The following is an 18,154-nucleotide window of genomic DNA, read 5'->3' as shown; positions in this document are numbered from 1 at the left end:
CCGTGCGCCTATATTTCTAGAAGCTAAAGTCTTCCCAAGGATTATAGGATGGCGGAATTTCTGTATTACCATCGCCTCGTACGCGCCGAGCAATCACTCCCATATTTTTGAAAAACTCTATCACTGGGCTGTTTGGATCCTTCCCTGCCATGCTGGTGTGGTAGTGTCCTGTGGTATTGGAGAATACGACCACGCCTTTTCGGACCGCTACGTATCCAGCGGAGACAACCTCTGCGTCGCTATTCGCGAAATACTTAAGCATTGGATGCGGAAATGAATCAATATCTTGGTTGCCTATAATAAATTCACCTGTATTGGTTAGAATAAACTTCCTCTCCGCGCCGTTAAGCTCTGTCAAGTTTTTCCTATTAGTGATTGAGCGGAATTGGGATTTACTGATGTCTGTCCTTTTTTTTATACCTTTGTAGCGCTTTCGATTTATCTTCAGGGTGAGCATCTGTCAATGCCGTGTAATTACTGCTAATGTTTCGACGATTGAGCTTCGCTTTAAAGCGACTGACGGCACGAAATACCGTTATTGGGTAGTGTCCAGTTGGGTCAATGTTGTTGACAGGGTTGTTGCTGAGGGCAGCGTAAGAGTTAAAGACTCCAGCAAGGAACGGACTTAAACTATCTGGGCTGTGAAATCTCATGATGGAAGGGCTGTATGTGCGGTAGCCATTTCCTAGGATGTAGCCTCCCAGCACTCGATTAAAAAGCTCACCCATGAATGCAGAACGTTGTGTATTAGCCGACTTTGAGAAGCCATAGGGAGTATATGAGTGGGGCTCATGAGGTAAGCAGTCGTCTTTGGCAAAAAAACTCGGGTCGCGTGTGCTCGGTCTTCGAGTGTTTCCGCTCATTTTAGGTGCTCCTGATTGCCTGAAAGTACCTAGGGATTCTCCGAACAAGTTACCCACCAGCCGGAAATGGACGGCTTGGAGATGCCGAAAACCCCGATTTTCAGCCGCTGATTATTGGAAAACCAAGGCATAGCCTTGGTTTTCTGCCCTCACGGGCGCATCTCTCCCGCAGCAGGCAATAATTGCCGGCGCACCATCCACAGATTCGACAGCGCGAACAGTGTGGTCAATTGCGCCGTATTCTTGGCCAGGCCACGGAAGCGGGTCTTCACATAACCGAACTGACGTTTGATCACCCGAAACGGATGTTCGACCTTCGCACGTACCTGGGCTTTGGCCTTCTCGATCTTACGCCTGGCCTTGTACAGCGCACTGCGTTTGCTCAAATGCTTGTAGGTGCTGCGTCGTGCAGCGATCTGCCAGATCACTTGCCGACCGTCGTGCTCAGGCCGTTTCTCTACGCCGGTGTAACCGGCGTCAGCACAGACGACGTTCTCGCCACCGTGCAACAGATGGGCAACTTCCGTCACGTCAGCCACGTTGGCGGCGGTGCCATGGACATGATGTACCAGGCCCGATTCTGCGTCGGCTCCGATGTGCGCTTTCATGCCGAAGAAGTACTGGTTGCCTTTCTTCGTCTGGTGCATTTCAGGGTCGCGTTTGCCTTCCTTGTTTTTGGTCGAACTGGGTGCGTGGATGATAGCGTCGACGATGGTGCCCTGGCGCAACGACAGGCCCTTGTCTCGCAGGTAATTGTTGATGGTTTCCAAAATGCCCGCCGCCAACTGATGCTTCTCCAGTAGGTGCCGGAAGTTCATGATCGTCATGTCTTCGGGGATCGGAGCGCTGAGCGTCAGACGAGCAAACTGGCGCATCGAAGTAATCTCGTAAATTGCCTCCTGCATGGCTGGATCACTCAACGAGAACCAGTTCTGCAACAGGTGAATGCGCAGCATGGTTTCAAGTGGATACGGCTTTCGGCCACCGCCAGCCTTTGGGTAATGCGGGTCGATCAACGCCACCAAGCCGCTCCACGGCACCACCTGTTCCATCTCGGCCAGGAAACGCTCGCGGCGGGTTTGCTTGCGCTTACCGGCGTACTCGAAATCGGAAAAGCTCATCTGGCTCATGGGAGGCAGGCTTGTAGAGGGCAGTTGGACGGAGGTCTATTTCAGCCCAGGTTAGATGGCCTGTGCTGACTTGATCGGAGAATCCCTAGGGCAAAACTACACAGGTTTTGCTATGAGAATCGCAGATGCTTTTTGCTTCATCTAATAGTTGGCTTAGGCGTTTTGCAGTTTGCTTATTTTCTTCGCTGGGCAGATAGTCGTTAGCGACGAAGAATTCCTGATTTTTTCCGTATTCTTCCCACTCGCTTTCAGTTTTTGCTTCACGGCCCTGTTTTTTAAGTTGTTGTATCTCTTTGGAATTATTTTTATAAAGTTCATTTCTTTCATTGCTTATTTCGTCAAGTGTCTCTTCCATGCCGGGCGTTTCACGCGCCAGGTAACAATATCCATAGTGAATGGCAGGGTAATTGAGGTTGTCGGATTGGCTGTATCCGTTTTTTTCTAACATGGCTTTGCATGCGTGTTCATCGTCAGAGAGATTGCTCCTAAGCTGACAATAGCCCTTTTGGCATGACGTTCCACTACCGCAGGTATATTCAGTGGTGTCATTGACGCCGCAAGCGCCCCCGAGCTGTCGGACTACCGTCGGTTTGGCGGCAAAAACCGGACCTGCACATAGCAAGGCAATGGTCAATCCAATACAAGAAATTGCTTTCATCACAGTCTCCCTGTTAGTGATTGCAGTACGATGCTAGGGCTGAAAAGGTTCGCCGGCAACTGTTAAAAATGATAGGGATCCTGCGAAATAAGGCGCATTTTCTATCAGCCTTGCGCCTCAGGTCTCAAAACGAGATCTCAGCTCAAAATACCCCCAGATTCATCGTCAGTTTTACGCCTGTGGTTGTTCGAAGCCTCCCGCAGCCGGCATTTTCCACATCACAGGCACCTGCCCCGCGCTGGCTGCCCTTCTTCGTCTGATGCATTTCCGGGGCGCGCTTGCCGGCCTTGTTTGTGGTGGAACTGGGTGCAATGATCAGTGTGGTGCCCACGATGGTCCCTTGGCGCAGCGGCAGCCTGTAGTCGCCCAAATAGCCATTGATCACGGCCAGAATTCCGCCGGACAATTCGTTCTTTCAAGCAGGCTCGTAAGTTGAGGATGGTGGTTTCGTCGGGAATAAGTTCAAAGTTCAACCCGAAGAGGTGCGAAGAACCATGGTCTCGTACAACGCCTCTTTCATCGCCGGGTCGCTGTAGCCAAACTTTTTTTCAGATGATCCCGTAGCATCGCCATCAACGGGTAGGCCGGGTGTCCCCCTTCGCCCTTTGGATAATGGGGCTTGATCAATGCATCAGGCCAGCCCACGGAACCATCTGATCCATCTCGACCAGGAGCTACTCCTTGCGGGGGTGCTTTCGTTTGCCGACGTGCTCGGCGTTGGCGACGGTTATCTGCTTCGTCGGTAGGAATCTGCGGGTGGCATGAAGGTATTTTGCCAAATCAGTGAGTCTTCAGCGTTTCCTAGATTCGTGAGTGGGATGAGCGAGCAGGGTGAGTCACAGGTGCTTTTTGAAACTCGCCGCCCAGATATCAACGACCACTGCCAGCAAGGCTGCTGCCGGCAGAAGTATCAGAATAGGCGCCACGCTGACCGGCAGCGCCAGATAGACCACCCATCGCAGCACGGCCAAAGGCATCAGGCACGCTTTGGCCCGGTGGTAGATGAAGCCCGATTCACGCCCGGCTTCGAAGCGGCGGATGTCCCGCCGCACTAGTCCATCCACCAGCCCGACGAAAGCTGCCATGGCGAACAGCGGTAGGCTCAGGCAGAGCACCAGCAGGCGCACCAGAAACACCAGCACGGTGTAGGCGCCGGCCAGCAGGTAGCCTTCCAACGTGCGATAGGCCTGCCTCAGGTAGTAGCGGAAATCTGGCTCGGTTTGCAGGCGCTCGCCGCGGGCCTGCTTGGCTGCATCTTCACCCCGACTGCACGAACAGCCCATCGTAGGCCAGTGCCACGATCTGTTGCGCCGTGCGCCCCGGTTCCTGCACGAGCACGCTGCGGGTGAAGTTCCGGGGCAATTGGTCGAGCTCGTAGTTCAGCATCTGCTGGGCATGCCGCCAGCCCTGCTCAGGCCAGAACCGGCGCATGCCTGCGCATTCAATGAGAATGCACAGGAACAACGAACCCCCGAGTACACCGACGAAGCGAAAGGTCAGAGTGATCAGGCTGACCAACGCGCTCTGTTGCTGCACCTGCTGACGCTGCGCGGTGACGGCAGGGTCGTTCATGGTGGCGGGGCCTCCTGCAGGTCGGTTGGCAGTTCAGTGCCGGGTTTCGGGCCTGCCTGCTTCCACCATTCGGCGGCAGGTTCTTGCCGCATGTACCGGGACAACGCTTGCAGGTCCGCAGGTATCACTTCATCAGGATCCGGCGCCGGCAGCGGCATGCGAAGCTTCCACAGCTGGCCACCCTGGATCAGGCAAAGGCTTGCCCCTTGGGCAGGGCGACGATGTGCGCCGGCTCGATCAGCGGCACGCTGTGGGTGTTGATGCGGTCCTGGGTGTTGGAGGTGAACGCCGTGGCGCCCTGCGGATCGGAACTGTCCGTGGCACCGCTGACCACCGACGTGCTGTACACATCGACCGTCGGCAACTGTTTGGTCAGCAGCTCGGCCGTGGCCGTCTCACGTACGCGCCACATGATCAGGTTGTTGAAGTTGCCCACCACTTGGCCCGCCTTAGCGCGGTTACCCAGGCGGGCTTCGATGTCGCTCAAGGTCTGGGTGTAGGCGGTGACCTGCACACCGGCACCACCGCCTTTGTTGATCAGCGGGATGAACTCGTCACCCATCAGCTCATTGAATTCGTCCGCGTGCAGATTGATCGGCAGTTTTTCGCCGGGATCGCAGCCCGGCAGGCCATCGTCCACGCCGAACTTGTAGAGGTGTCCCGCCACCGACACCAGGTCGGCAAACATGGAATTGCCCACCGCAGCCGCCACTTCCGCGTCGGACAGCGTATCCAGGCCGATGTAGACGATGGCCCGTTTGCGGATGATCTGCATCCAGTCGAAGATTGGTCGCGGGTCATTGAGGTCGGTGTAGTCGGGGGCCAGCAGCTGGGCGATCTTGCCAGTGGTCAATTTCTCCAGCAGTGGTAGCAGCGAAGCCACGATCTTGTCGAAGTAGGTGCGGTCGTAGCGCACCGCCGAGCGCAGGCCTTCCAGTACGGGGTCGTAGAGCTTGGCGCGGTTCAAATACAGCTCGATCGCCACCACACGCTTGTCGCGACCGGCCATGTGCCGAGGGGTGTTCTTCTCGTTGAGCTTGCCCTCGATTTGGACGATGGCCTCCCAGGCCTTGGGATCGTGTTTGGCAAAGAAGTGCGCGGCGTACTCGACGAATAGCGGGTCGATGTTGACCACATGCCGCTGGATCAACAGGTAGTCCGGGCGCCTGCCCAGCTCGACCAGAGCGCGGGCGATGATGTTGACGAAGCGCCAGGCGAACTCCCGGAAGGCGGCCGAGTTGCCTTCGCCGGAGAGCTGCCCGGCAAGGCGTGAGGCCACCTCGGTGATACGGCCAAAGCGGCCGATGGCGTTGTAGCGGGCGGAGGTATCCGGCTGGCCCAGATGAAACACGTAGAACTCACCCTCGCGGCCAGCCCGCTTGGCTTCCAGGTACATGCGCCTAAGCAGGTCGGCATCGCCCTTGGGGTCGAAGACGATGCATATCTCATGCTGGCCGGCGATCTTGCGGCGGATGTCTTGGGTAATGAGCAGTTCGGCCAGGCGGGTTTTGCCGACTCGCGTGGTGCCCAGCACCAGGGTGTGGCCAACGCGCTCGGCCAGCGGCAGGGTAACCTCCACTTCGTCCGGCTCGATGCCGTGCAAACGTGGCAGACCGCCCACCGGTGGCAATGGGCGTGCAGGATTAAGCGGATGGTCCCTAGGTTCTTTTTGCGTTCAATGTCTCAACGGGTTTCTCGATCAATGATGTGGGGATTTTTTGATCTGCAACTGATAAAAATATCAAGGATGGTTTATTGGCTCTGGGTTACTGGGTTCGGCGTGCCGGGAATGATTTGTGGGCTTAGACTTTAAAAGTACATAGGCAGTAGAGAGGAAAAATTTCAGATTGCTTACGTGGAGGGGGCTTTGCGTCGATCGCAGTGTTATCGGTTTTGCTAGATTAGAGTGATTAGAAGAGCCTGGCGCTTTGTCGATAGGCCCGCACAAGTGCGTGACAGAGCACGCACTTGGTTTGCAAGGCGATATTACTTTGGCATCGACCACGGTTGCAGGTCGTAACCTTTTTCGCACAGTTCGGCGCGCACTTCTTCGATCAGGCTGGCCCACTGGGCAGGGTCGGAGTAGATACGCGACGACACTTGCTTGCTGCCAATGCGGGTGCTGGTCCGGTCGATCACTGCCAGGCTCAGCTCACCAGTACCATTGGGTGCATCCCAGGCTACGCACTGGAAAGGTTCGAAGGCGTGGTCGGCAATCAGCAGTGCTTCGTTGACACGGAGCGGGGCATTCATGGTTCGGTCTCTCTATGGTCCCAAACATCGAAGTGAGTCCGCGTTGCTTCAAGGTCGCCTCAAGGGTTGCGAATTGCAGCGCGGGGTTATGTGTACTGATGCTCGTCCTCTGGGGGCAAGTCACACATTAGGTGTAAAATTTTTTGTCAGGCTTGAATCCGTTATTGCCTGCGCCGCCATGGGATGTCGTTAAAGTGCGAAAATTCCCGTGGGACATTGTAAAAAAATGCGTCAACAGACAGACGGTAGTGGGCACTGTCAACTTCGTTGCTACTGTTAAGCGAGCGCCACAACTTGCTGTTTTACTTCATAAAACCAAAAACTGGCGCCAAGGATCGGTTATGCAACAGCTTGCCGCTCAACGTCGTTTGCTCATCGTCGACCCGTGCGACGACTGCCACCAGCTGTTGCCTGGGCTGCGTAACGCAGGCTGGGATGTGGACAGTTGCATGCTCGCTGCCGCGCTGGATCATCCTTGTGATGTAGGGTTATTGCGATTGCAGGCTTCGCACCTGCGGCACCCGGACGCGGTCAAGGACATGATCAAGCGCAGTAACACCGAGTGGATCGCGGTGCTCAGTGCCGAACAATTACGCATGCCGGCCGTCGGCGATTTTGTTTGCGAATGGTTTTTCGACTTTCATACCTTGCCATTCGATGAGTCCCGGGTTCAGGTCACCCTGGGCAGGGCATTCGGCATGGCGCGGCTACGTGGCAAAGGGGCTGCCAGAGTGGACGAGGCGACCCACGAACTGCTCGGCGAAAGCCGGCCGATCCGCGAGTTGCGCAAGCTGTTGGGCAAGCTGGCGCCCACCGAGTCGCCCGTGCTTATCCGTGGTGAAAGCGGCACGGGCAAGGAACTGGTGGCGCGCACCCTGCATCGGCAGTCGCAGCGCAGCGACCAACCGTTCGTCGCCATCAACTGCGGGGCAATCCCCGAGCACCTCATCCAGTCAGAATTGTTCGGTCATGAGAAGGGCGCTTTCACGGGTGCCCATCAGCGCAAGACCGGGCGCATTGAAGCAGCCCACGGTGGCACGTTGTTCCTGGATGAGATTGGTGACTTGCCGCTGGAGTTGCAGGCCAATCTGCTGCGTTTTCTGCAAGAAAAGCACATCGAGCGGGTGGGCGGCAGCCAGCCGATTCCGGTGGATGCACGGGTCTTGGCCGCCACCCACGTAGACCTTGAAAGAGCCATCGAGCAGGGGCGTTTTCGCGAAGACCTGTATTACCGCTTGAACGTGCTGCAGGTGGTGACGGCGCCGCTGCGTGACCGGCATGGTGACTTGTCGATGCTAGCCAGCCATTTTGCCCATTTCTACAGCCTGGAAACCGGGCGCCGGCCGCGTTCATTCAGCGACCATGCCCTGGCGGCCATGGGCCGGCATGACTGGCCGGGCAATGTACGCGAGTTGGCCAACCGGGTGCGACGCGGCCTGGTCCTGGCCGAAGGCCGGCAGATCGAGGCGCAGGACCTGGGCCTGCAGACGTTGGACCAAGGGCAGCAGCCGCTGGGCACGCTAGAGGAATACAAGCAGCGCGCCGAGCGCCAGGCCTTGTGCGATGTGCTTAACCGGCACAGCGATAACATGAGCGTAGCGGCCAAGGTGCTGGGGATCTCCCGGCCGACCTTCTACCGCCTGCTGCACAAGCATCAGATACGCTGAATGAGCCACGAAACAATGGTCTGCGACACACCGCCGTGGGAGCGGACTTGCCCCGCGAACACCGGCAACGCCGGTGCCATGAACCGCGTCGCTGGCTTCGCGGGACAAGCCCGCTCCCACACTGACCACTGCCTGAAAATCAGTGTGGCGCGCGCACGATGGTCTTCAGCAGGTCTTCCGGGCTGATGTGCCCCACTACCTGAGCCACCGCACTGCCCGGGGTTGGCAGGTCGATGATGTGGCTTTTCATCTTGCCGACCACATGCATTTCGCACGGTTTGCAGTCGAACTTCAGGGTCAGCACTTCGTCACCCTGAATCAGCTGCATCGGCGCTACCTTGGTGCGCACACCGGTCACGCCCTTGGCCTGCTTGGGGCACAGGTTGAAGGAGAAGCGCAGGCAGTGCTTGGTGATCATCACCGGCACTTCACCGTGTTCTTCGTGGGCCTCGTAGGCAGCGTCGATCAGCTGCACGCCGTGGCGGTGGTAGAAGTCGCGCGCCTTCTGGTTGTACACGTTGGCCAGGAACGACAGGTGCGACTCGGGGTACACCGGTGGCGGCGAGGTCTCGGCCTTGCGCCCGCCACGCGGGTGCGCCTTGATACGCGCTTCGGTCAGCGCCTCGATGGCTTCACGGCGCAGGGCCTTGAGCTGCGAGTTGGGGATGAAGTAGGCCTGCGGCGCGTCCAGCTCGATGCTGCTGGCGTGGTACATCGTGGTCCCCAGCTGGCCGAGCAGGTCGTGCAACTGGTCCAGTGCCTGCTGCGGCTTGTTGGCCGTGCCGAACGGCCCGTCCAGGGCCACCTGCACGCTGACGCCTTCCTCGCTGCTGAGGGTGAGCATCAAGCGCTGCTCGCGCAGCACAGCATGCCATTGCACGCTAACCCGGCGCTCGGAAGAGGTGCGTTGCAGGGCCTGCTGCCAGTTGTGGTCAAGGTTGCGCGACAGCGGGTGGTTGGGCCGCAGCTTGTGCAGGCCTTCGGGCATTTCGTTTGGCTCAACGCGGTAGCGGTAGCGCTTTTGGCCGTCTTCCTCGAATTCGCCACGTGGTTCGGCGATGTTGGCGCGGAAACCCACCACTTCACGTTTGACCAGCACGTTCAGGCCGTCGCCGTTGGTCAGTGGCACCTCGGTGACCACTTGCATGTCACGCTTGCCGACCTTTTCCACCACACCCACCGGCAGGCCGGTGAAGGTGGGCGAGTCGAAGGCGCCGATATCGACTTTGCGGTCGGTCACGAAATAGTCGGTGCTGCCGCGGTGGAAGGTCTTGTCCGGGTCGGGCACGAAGAAGTGCTCGGTCCGGCCGCTGGACGCACGGGCATATTCCGGGCGGCCTTCGAGAATGGCGTCGAGCTCTTTGCGGTAGTGGGCGGTGATGTTCTTCACATAGCCCATGTCCTTGTAGCGGCCCTCGATCTTGAACGAGCGCACGCCGGCATCGACCAGGTCGGCCAGGTTGGCCGTCTGGTTGTTGTCCTTCATCGACAGCAGGTGCTTCTCGAACGCAACCACGCGACCCTGGTCATCCTTCAGGGTGTAGGGCAGGCGGCAGGCTTGCGAACAGTCGCCACGGTTGGCGCTTCGGCCAGTCTGCGCGTGGGAGATGTTGCACTGGCCGGAGAAGGCCACGCACAGGGCACCGTGGATGAAAAACTCGATGGCGGCATCGGTTTCGGCGGCGATGGTGCGGATTTGCTGCAGGTTCAGCTCACGGGCCAGTACCAGCTGGGAGAAACCGGCCTGGTCGAGGAACTTGGCCCGTTCCAGGGTACGGATGTCGGTCTGGGTACTGGCGTGAAGCTCAATCGGCGGGATGTCCAGCTCCATTACACCCAAGTCCTGCACGATCAGCGCGTCGACGCCGGCGTCGTACAGCTGATGGATCAGCTTGCGCGCAGGTTCCAGCTCGTTGTCGTGGAGGATGGTGTTGATGGTGGTGAACACGCGCGCATGGTAGCGACGGGCGAACTCGACCAGTTCGGCGATCTCGCTGACCTCGTTGCAGGCGTTATGGCGCGCGCCAAAGCTTGGGCCGCCGATGTAGATGGCGTCAGCGCCGTGCAGGATCGCTTCACGGGCGATGGCCACATCACGGGCAGGGCTGAGCAGTTCCAGGTGATTCTTTGGAAGGGACATATCGTTATATTTTCGGGCTGCCACGGTTTAGGCGGGCATTGTAGCGGTGAAACGGGCTGGCGGCATCATCGGGGTGCCGAGAGGTGTATTGCTGTTACCGGCCCTATCGCCGGCAAGCCAGCGCCCACATGAGTTGCATAGGGCTTGAGGCCGATGCGGTCGAGGTGGGCGCTGGCTTGCCGGCGATAGGGCCCTTGCAGGTAGCTCAGCGCTTGGCAGCCATCGCCGTGACTTCTACGCGCATGCCGTCAAATGCCAGCGACGCCACACCCACGGCCGCACGTACCGGCCATGGCTTGCTGAAGAAGCGCTGGTACACCTCGTTGAACGCGGCACGGTCGGCCATGTCGGTCAGGTAGATGGTCAGGTGCAGCACGCGGTCCATGCCGCTGCCAGCCTTTTCCAGCGCCACTTTCAACGCCTGCAGGGTGCATTCGCTTTGCTCGACGATGCCGCCCAGCTCCAGGCTGCCGTCGGCGTGGGTCGGGATCTGGGTGGTGACCAGTACGCCGTTGAATTCGGCGACGTCGGACGAAATCGACTCGGCGTCCGGGTCCGGGGTGTAGATGATGTCTGCATGTGCCATGGTGTGTTTTGCCTTGCTACGGAAGGAAAACGGCAAGCCTACGCGAGCAGGCGCACCCGGTCGAGGGCACCCCGGTGTTTGAAATGCGCGACGTTCGCCGTCAGAATCGCGCCCATTGCAAAGCCAGGGGCACACTTTGAACGAACAGACTTTGTCCAGGCGCCTGGAGCGCGTGGCCGCACATGTGCCGCAGGGCGCGCGCTTGGCCGATATCGGCTCGGACCACGGTTACCTGCCGGTGGCATTGATGCTGCGCGGCGTACTCGAGGCCGCTGTAGCGGGTGAGGTGGCGCAGACGCCGTTCGCCTCGGCCCAACGCAACGTGCGCAGAAACGGCCTGCAAGACCGGGTCACCGTGCGCCTGGCGGATGGGCTGGCAGCGGTCGAGCCGCAAGACCACATCTCGGTGGTCAGCATCTGCGGCATGGGCGGCGACACCATGTGCGAGATCCTCGAGGCCGGCAAGCAGCGCCTTGGTGGCATCACGCGCCTGGTACTGCAGCCCAATGGCGGTGAGCGTGAGCTGCGCCAGTGGCTGGCGGATAACGGTTACCACATCGTCAACGAAGAGCTGCTGCGGGAAAACCGCTTCGATTACGAGATCATCGTCGCCGAGCCAGGCAGGGTGGAATATAGCCCTGAACAGCTGTACTTCGGCCCAGTGTTGATGCAGGAGAAAAGCGAGGCGTTTCTGGTCAAGTGGCGGCGCATGCTGCGGCAAAAGCAGCAGACCCTGGCCAATTTCCAGCGGGCTCGCGATGCGGTGCCTCAGGCGAAAATCGACGACTTCAATCAGCAGGTGGGCTGGATCACCCAGGTCCTGGCCTGACTCACTGCTGCGAGCAGTTGCCCATTTCGCGGTAGTCGATTTCGCGCTTCTGGCCCTGGTGGTCGACATACACCATGTGCGCAGTGCCGACCTGGCAGTCGGCGGCGTTGCTGGCGGGGGTGATGGAGATGACCTTGGCCACGTCCAGCGGCATGCCGTACTCATACGTGCTGCTGGCTGCCTTTGTACTGCCTGCATCAGCAAGGGCACCAAACGAGGCGAAGGCAGCAACAGCAAGGACAGCGATCGAACGTTTCATGACAGGTTCCTTTTCTTGAATGTATGACTAATGATGTATTCATTGGTCATTCACAATAAATGGGCTGTTCCGTGATAGATTCCTGCCTGTAACGCAAGAATAAGACTGAACAAGGAGCACACTTTCATGGACATGCTGCATGCCATGCGTACCTTCGCCAGGGTGGTGGAATGTGGCAGCTTCGCTGCAGCCGCCAATGCGTTGGATATTTCAGCAGCGCAGGTTTCGCGTATCGTCGCCGAGCTGGAAAACCAGCTGCAGACCCGCCTGTTGCACCGCACCACCCGGCGGCTGCGCATGAGCGAGGCGGGCGAGCGGTTTCTGGAGCGCGCGCGGCAAATCATGCTGCTGACCGAAGAGGCGGTGGGTGAGGCCCGCGGTGCGCACCTCACGCCTCGCGGCCATTTGCGTTTGCATTGCCCGCACGGCCTGGGGCTGCTGCTGATGCCGCTGGTGGCCGGCTACAACGCACTGTGCCCGGAGGTGGTGATCGAGCTGACGCTGTCGCAGCGCAACCCTGACCCGCTGGCCGAAGGGCATGACGTGGTCATCACCGTGGACGGCGCGCTGCCGGACTCACAGCTGATTGCCGTCCCGCTCGGCAATATTTTCAGTATTCCCTGTGCAGCACCCAGCTATCTGGAGCGGCATGGGGTGCCTGAGCGCCCCGAGGACCTGCATGGGCACCGCTGCCTGCGCATGGCGTATCCCATGTATGAAGGTGACTGGGTATTCCCCCAGGGTGTGGACCAGTGTGTGATCACACCGAGTGACAACTTCTCCACCAACGTTGCCGATGCCATGCTGGTGGCCAGTGAATTGGGCATGGGCATTGGCCTGCTACCGTTCTATACGGCCAGCCAGGCGATCGAGCAAGGGCGGTTGTGCAGGCTGCTGGCGCCGTACCGCCTGCGCGAGAGCGCGCTGTATGCGATGTACCCGTCACGGCATTATCTGGATGCCAAGGTGCGGACCTGGATCGATTACCTCAAGGAGCAGTTGCCAGCGTTGTTCGAGGGGCATGCGCAGGTGGTGGATGATTCGCGGTACTGGCGTTGAAACGCAGATCCGCTTACTTGTGGGAGCGGCCTTGTGCCGCGATTGGGCCGCAAGGCCGCTCCCACAGATGGGGACCGCCGTACTACAGGGGGTAGTGCTTCAGCTCGCGTGCAATCAGCATGCGCTGGATCTCGCTCGACCCCTCATAGATCTGGGTAATCCGCGCATCGCGGTAATAGCGTTCCACCGGGTAATCTTCCAGGTAGCCATACCCGCCATGCACCTGGATCGCCATCGAACACACCCGCTCGGCCATTTCCGAAGCGAACAGCTTGGCCTGTGATGCCTCCGACAGGCACGGTTTGCCGGCGCTGCGCAGGCGGGCGGCATGCAGGATCAGCAAACGTGCGGCGTTTACCTGTACCTGCATGTCGGCCAGCAGGTTGGCGATGCTTTGGTGTTCGTTGATCGGTTTGCCAAATTGCACTCGGTCGCGCGAGTAGACCAGCGCCGCCTCGAAGGCTGCACGGGCAATGCCTAACGCCTGGGCGGCGATGCCGATACGGCCGCCTTCAAGGTTGGACAGGGCGATGGCCAGGCCCTTGCCACGCTCGCCAAGGATGTTGGCTGCGGGGATGCGGCAATTGTCGAAGGTGACCGCGCAGGTGTCGGAGGCGCGGATGCCCATCTTGTGCTCGCTGCGGTCGACCTTGAAGCCCGGGTTGTCGGTGGGCACCAGGAACGCCGAGAGGCCCTTCTTGCCCAGCTCCGGGTCGGTCACCGCGAAGACGATGGCCAAGCCGGCGCGGCGTGCATTGCTGACGAATTGTTTGGCACCATTGATTACCCACTCGCCATCGACCCGTTCGGCGCGGGTGCGCAGGTTGTGCGCCTCGGAGCCGGCCTGGGGCTCTGTCAGGCAGAAGCAGCCAATCACCTCGCCGCTGGCCAGGCGTGGCAGCCATTGCTGTTGTTGCTCGGCAGTACCGTAGGCCAGCAGAGGGCCGCAGCCTACCGAGTTGTGAATGCTCATCATCGCCCCGGTGGCGCCGCAGCCTGCGGCGATTTCTTCCACGGCCAGGGCGTAGGCGACGTAGTCGGTGTAGCTGCCGCCGAAGTCCTCTGGTACCACCATGCCCAGCAGGCCCAGGTCGCCCATCTTGCGCACCACGCCGTCATCGATCCAGCCGGCCTTTTCCCAGGCCTGGGCGTGTGGGGCGATCTCGCCGCGGGCAAAATCCCGGGCCATGTCGCGGATCATGATCTGTTCTTCGCTCAGTTCAAGGTCTTGCATCTGTGTACTCCCGGGCTCACAGGCCTTCGAAGAATTGGTCCACCCGCTGCTGCTGCAGCGCGGCCAGGGTCGGCGGGTTCCAGCGAGGCTGTTTGTCCTTGTCGATGATCAGGGCGCGCACGCCTTCGATGATGTCGCCATGCTGGAACCACTGGCGGTCCAGGTGCAGCTCCATGGCAAAGCAGTCTTCCAGCCCTAGCTGGCGACCGCGGCGCAACATCTCCAGAGTAACCGCCATGGCCAGCGGAGAGCGGCTTTCCAGCTGGTCGGCGGCGGCCACGGCCCAGGCATGGCTGTCGCTGATGCTGACCGCACGCAGTTGCTCGACGATGGCTTGCAGGGTGGGCAGGGAGAAGAAGTGATCGATGACCGGACGCAGCTTTTCCAGGGGTGCATCACTCAAAACCTGGGTGCCGAGCCTGGCCAGCAGGTTCTGCAGGTCCTTGAGCGGGTTGTCGCCAAAGCTCAGTTGCTCCAGGCCCTGGTCGAGGGCGGCAAGCTGGTCACTGGCCAGGTACCAGTCGGCCAGGCCGCAGTAAAGGGCGTCGGCCGCCTGGATCTGGGTGCCGCTGACGCCCAGGTAAATCCCCAGCTCGCCGGGGATGCGCGACAGGAAGTAGCTGCCGCCGACATCGGGGAAGTAGCCGATGCCCACTTCGGGCATGCCCAGCCGGCTGCGCTCGGTGACCACGCGCAGGTCGCAGCCCTGGGCCAGGCCCATGCCGCCGCCGAGGGTGAAGCCGTCCATCAGTACCAACACGGGCTTGCGGTAGCGGTGGATGAGCAGGTCGAGGGCGTATTCCTCGACAAAGAAGGTTTCATGCAGCGTGTCGCCCGCTTTGAAACTGTCGTGCAGCGAGCGGATGTCACCACCGGCACAGAAGCCTTTGGGCCCCTCGCCGCGCAGCACCACGGCGCGCACGTGCGGGTCTTCGGCCCACTGATCCAGGTGCTGGCGCAGGCTACGAACCATGTCCAGGGTGAGGGCATTCAAGCCGGCGGGGCGGTTCAGGGTCAGGTGGCCAACCTGGTTGCGGACTTCGGCCAGTACAGGCTCGGTTGCCAAGGTTTGAGCGTGCGCAGTCATTGCGTTCTCCCTGCTTTGTTATTGATTTTCCAAGTGAAGTCTGGAGTTCGCTGGAGGATCGCAGGATCCTGTCATGCGAATTTGCCCTGCACAATCGACAATTATGCAGGGGTATCGTGCATTTTTGCCGTGGGTGAGTCCTCTAGCAGGGCAGTTCATTAACCTTACCGTAATGAACACACCGGCAGCTTGATTGATCCGCCGGGCAGCACAGCCCTAAGGTGATGTCCACGACAGCGAACCTGTGGAGTCACCATGACAATAACTCAGAATCCACCGCCGCAATGGTCGCGGCGGCGCGCCGAAAAGCAGCGCCGCCTCGATCGGGTCCGCCACCTTGCCGACGGCGTGGTGCTGCCCACCGAACGTATCGTCGAAGCCCTCGAACTGTTGCTGGCCCCCGGCGACCGGGTGGTGCTGGAAGGCAACAATCAGAAGCAGGCCGACTTCCTGTCGCGCTCGCTGGCCAAAGTCGACCCCGGGCGCCTGCACGACCTGCACATGATCATGCCCAGCGTCAGCCGCGCCGAGCACCTTGACCTGTTCGAACGCGGCATTGCCCGCAAGCTCGACTTTTCCTTCGCCGGCCCGCAGAGCCTGCGCATCGGCCAGTTGCTGGAAGATGGCCTGCTCGAAGTCGGTGCCATCCACACCTATATCGAACTGTACTCGCGGCTGCTGGTCGACCTGATCCCCAATGTCACCCTGGTGGCCGGTTTCATGGCCGACCGTGACGGCAACCTGTACACCGGCCCCAGCACCGAAGATACCCCCGCACTGGTAGAGCCTGCTGCCTTCAGCGACGGCATTGTCATCGCCCAGGTCAACCAGCTGGTGGACCGCGTCGATGACTTGCCACGGGTCGACATACCGGCGTCCTGGGTCGACTTTGTGGTGGTGGCCGACCAGCCTTTCTACATCGAGCCGCTGTTTACCCGAGACCCGCGCCACATCAAGCCGGTGCATGTGCTCATGGCGATGATGGCCATACGCGGCATTTACGAAAAACACCAGGTGCAGTCGCTGAACCACGGCATCGGCTTCAATACCGCCGCCATCGAGCTGATCTTGCCCACCTACGGCGAGTCTCTGGGCCTGAAGGGCAAGATCTGCCGCAACTGGACGCTCAACCCTCACCCGACCCTGATCCCGGCCATCGAGACCGGTTGGGTGCAAAGCGTGCACTGCTTCGGCACCGAGCTGGGCATGGAGGATTACATCGCCCAGCGCCCGGACGTGTTCTTCACCGGCCGCGATGGTTCGCTGCGTTCCAACCGCATGATGTGCCAGCTGGCGGGGCAATACGCTGTCGACCTGTTCATCGGCGCCACTTTGCAAGTGGATGGCGATGGCCATTCCTCGACCGTGACCCGCGGCCGCCTGGCCGGTTTTGGCGGTGCGCCGAATATGGGCCACGACCCGCGTGGCCGGCGCCACGCGACCCCGGCCTGGCTCGACATGACCGTGCCGGAAACCCTGCTGGAGCGCGGCCGCAAGCTGGTGGTGCAAATGGTCGAAACCTACCAGGAAGGCGGCAAGCCCACCTTCGTGGAAACCCTCGATGCCGTGGAAGTCGCCAAGAAGGCCGGCATGCCGTTGGCGCCGGTGATGATCTACGGCGATGACGTCACCCACCTGCTGACCGAGGAGGGCATTGCCTACCTGTACAAGGCCCGCAGCCTGGAAGAACGCCAGCAGATGATCGCCGCCGTGGCAGGGGTTACCGCCATCGGCCTGCGCCACGATCCGAAAGACACCCTGCGCATGCGCCAGCAAGGCCTGATCGCCTTGCCCGAAGACTTGGGCATTCGCCGCACCGACGCCAGCCGCGAGCTGCTGGCCGCCCGCAGCATTGCCGAGCTGGTCGAGTGGTCCGGCGGCCTCTACAACCCGCCTGCACGGTTCAGGAGCTGGTGATGAAAGCACTCATTCTCGCACTCCCCCAGGTTCCTGTGGGAGCGGGTTCACCGGCGAAGAGGCCAGCCCAGGCAACCGAAATTCCCCTGGCCGACCACCTCGCCGACCTGGCCGTTGAAGCCCTGATCGACGAAGCCGACCTGTCCCCCAAACCCGGGCTGGTCGACCGCCGCAGCAACGGCGCCCACAAAGACATGACCCTGACCTTGATGCACGCTTCGGCCCTGGCCTTGTGGCCATGCCTGCGCAACATGGCCGAAGCCGCCCAGTCCATCGGCCAGGTTGGTCAACCTCTGCGCGCCGCACTGGGCCAGCTCGGCCGCGAAGGCGAGGCCGCGATGCTTGCCGCCACCCACGGGGTAAACACCCACCGCGGCGCCATCTGGGCACTGGGCCTGCTGGTGGCGTCCACGGCCCTCGATACCCAGGCAGACGCCTGCACGCTGGCCGCCCGTGCCGGGCGCATCGCGCTGTTCGACGACCCGGCCATGCCGCGCCAGGACAGCCACGGCTCGCAGGTACGCCACCGCTACGGCACCGGCGGTGCCCGAGAACAGGCACAGCAAGGCTTCCCCGCCGTGGTCGGCTACGGCCTGCCACAACTGCAACGTAGCCGCGCTGCCGGGGCCAGCGAGTCGCATGCCCGGCTTGATGCGTTACTGGCAATCATGGCCGTGCTCAGCGACACCTGTGTGCTCTGGCGCAGCGGCCCGGCCGGGCTGGCTGCCGTCCAGCAAGGTGCCCGCGCCGTACTTGCCGAGGGCGGCAGCGCCACCTTGGCAGGGCGCCGGCACCTGCGCGGGCTGGACCAGCAACTGCTGCACCTGAACGCCTCACCGGGCGGCGCCGCCGATTTGCTGGCCGCCTGCCTGTTCCTCGACAAAGCCGGGAGCCTGTGAA

At 60.7% G+C, this 18,154-nt stretch carries 15 protein-coding genes and 3 pseudogenes; 5 read left to right on the top strand and 13 right to left on the bottom strand.

Annotated features, from left to right (window positions below; translation table 11 throughout):
* Positions 1-16 precede the first annotated feature (16 nt).
* From OZ911_RS15700 to OZ911_RS15665, 8 genes and pseudogenes are all read right to left on the bottom strand, one after another.
* Complete coding sequence (locus tag OZ911_RS15700) at positions 17-457, bottom strand: hypothetical protein (protein ID WP_139138870.1); 441 nt, start codon at positions 455-457, stop codon at positions 17-19.
* Positions 393-728, bottom strand: a complete 336-nt coding sequence (locus OZ911_RS15695; protein ID WP_268968692.1) for an RHS repeat-associated core domain-containing protein — start codon at positions 726-728, stop codon at positions 393-395. Before OZ911_RS15695 ends, OZ911_RS15700 begins: the two co-directional genes overlap by 65 nt.
* A gap of 284 nt (positions 729-1,012) precedes the next feature.
* Positions 1,013-1,993 (bottom strand): IS5 family transposase, encoded by a 981-nt coding sequence (locus OZ911_RS15690; protein ID WP_031312187.1) that lies wholly within the window; start codon positions 1,991-1,993, stop codon positions 1,013-1,015.
* Positions 1,994-2,078: 85 nt separating this feature from the next.
* Positions 2,079-2,651, bottom strand: a complete 573-nt coding sequence (locus OZ911_RS15685; RefSeq protein WP_139138876.1) for a hypothetical protein — start codon at positions 2,649-2,651, stop codon at positions 2,079-2,081.
* A 238-nt stretch (positions 2,652-2,889) separates the two neighbouring features.
* Positions 2,890-3,322: pseudogene (locus tag OZ911_RS15680) on the bottom strand (transposase); the annotation flags it as partial.
* A 165-nt stretch (positions 3,323-3,487) separates the two neighbouring features.
* Positions 3,488-4,223 (bottom strand): annotated as a pseudogene (locus OZ911_RS15675) (TIGR03747 family integrating conjugative element membrane protein).
* Positions 4,220-5,880, bottom strand: a pseudogene (gene traD / locus OZ911_RS15670) (type IV conjugative transfer system coupling protein TraD); the annotation flags it as partial. The pseudogenes OZ911_RS15675 and traD, both read right to left, overlap by 4 nt.
* Before the next feature lie 329 nt (positions 5,881-6,209).
* Positions 6,210-6,476, bottom strand: a complete 267-nt coding sequence (locus OZ911_RS15665; protein WP_013972506.1) for a hypothetical protein — start codon at positions 6,474-6,476, stop codon at positions 6,210-6,212.
* A 341-nt stretch (positions 6,477-6,817) separates the two neighbouring features.
* Between OZ911_RS15665 and OZ911_RS15660 the strand changes: the two genes are divergently transcribed.
* Positions 6,818-8,143, top strand: coding sequence for a sigma-54 dependent transcriptional regulator (locus OZ911_RS15660; RefSeq protein ID WP_016487372.1), 1,326 nt, complete (start codon positions 6,818-6,820; stop codon positions 8,141-8,143).
* A gap of 139 nt (positions 8,144-8,282) precedes the next feature.
* On the opposite strand, the gene OZ911_RS15655 is transcribed toward OZ911_RS15660, so the two are convergent.
* A complete protein-coding gene (locus OZ911_RS15655; protein WP_016487371.1) occupies positions 8,283-10,283 on the bottom strand; it encodes a peptidase U32 family protein in 2,001 nt (666 codons plus the stop codon).
* A 205-nt stretch (positions 10,284-10,488) separates the two neighbouring features.
* A complete protein-coding gene (locus tag OZ911_RS15650) occupies positions 10,489-10,869 on the bottom strand; it encodes a RidA family protein (protein ID WP_016487370.1) in 381 nt (126 codons plus the stop codon).
* 136 nt (positions 10,870-11,005) lie between these two features.
* Between OZ911_RS15650 and OZ911_RS15645 the strand changes: the two genes are divergently transcribed.
* Positions 11,006-11,698, top strand: a complete 693-nt coding sequence (locus OZ911_RS15645) for a tRNA (adenine(22)-N(1))-methyltransferase (protein ID WP_060518150.1) — start codon at positions 11,006-11,008, stop codon at positions 11,696-11,698.
* A gap of 1 nt (position 11,699) precedes the next feature.
* On the opposite strand, the gene OZ911_RS15640 is transcribed toward OZ911_RS15645, so the two are convergent.
* Positions 11,700-11,957, bottom strand: coding sequence for a DUF2790 domain-containing protein (locus OZ911_RS15640; RefSeq protein WP_023048679.1), 258 nt, complete (start codon positions 11,955-11,957; stop codon positions 11,700-11,702).
* Between the two features lie 126 nt (positions 11,958-12,083).
* Here OZ911_RS15640 and OZ911_RS15635 point away from each other — a divergent pair, with 126 nt between their 5' ends.
* Positions 12,084-13,016: a LysR family transcriptional regulator gene (locus tag OZ911_RS15635; RefSeq protein ID WP_023048678.1), complete on the top strand. Its 933-nt coding sequence runs from the start codon at positions 12,084-12,086 to the stop codon at positions 13,014-13,016.
* An 82-nt stretch (positions 13,017-13,098) separates the two neighbouring features.
* Here the strand turns inward: OZ911_RS15635 and OZ911_RS15630 are convergent, their stop codons facing one another.
* Together OZ911_RS15630 and OZ911_RS15625 are read right to left on the bottom strand one after the other, a co-directional pair.
* Positions 13,099-14,250 carry an acyl-CoA dehydrogenase family protein gene (locus OZ911_RS15630; protein WP_016487366.1) on the bottom strand — a complete coding sequence of 384 codons (1,152 nt, stop codon included), beginning with the start codon at positions 14,248-14,250 and terminating at the stop codon, positions 13,099-13,101.
* A gap of 16 nt (positions 14,251-14,266) precedes the next feature.
* A complete protein-coding gene (locus OZ911_RS15625) occupies positions 14,267-15,337 on the bottom strand; it encodes an enoyl-CoA hydratase/isomerase family protein (protein ID WP_060518146.1) in 1,071 nt (356 codons plus the stop codon).
* A 255-nt stretch (positions 15,338-15,592) separates the two neighbouring features.
* Here OZ911_RS15625 and mdcA point away from each other — a divergent pair, with 255 nt between their 5' ends.
* Positions 15,593-17,254: a malonate decarboxylase subunit alpha gene (gene mdcA, locus OZ911_RS15620; protein WP_016487364.1), complete on the top strand. Its 1,662-nt coding sequence runs from the start codon at positions 15,593-15,595 to the stop codon at positions 17,252-17,254.
* Positions 17,254-18,153, top strand: a complete 900-nt coding sequence (locus OZ911_RS15615; RefSeq protein WP_060518145.1) for a triphosphoribosyl-dephospho-CoA synthase — start codon at positions 17,254-17,256, stop codon at positions 18,151-18,153. Before mdcA ends, OZ911_RS15615 begins: the two co-directional genes overlap by 1 nt.
* The last annotated feature ends 1 nt before the right edge of the window (position 18,154 follow it).

The organism is Pseudomonas fortuita (assembly GCF_026898135.2).
Lineage (GTDB): Bacteria > Pseudomonadota > Gammaproteobacteria > Pseudomonadales > Pseudomonadaceae > Aquipseudomonas > Aquipseudomonas fortuita.
Note: the sequence above shows the minus strand (reverse complement) of the source record. Positions and strands in the feature narration are given on the sequence as shown.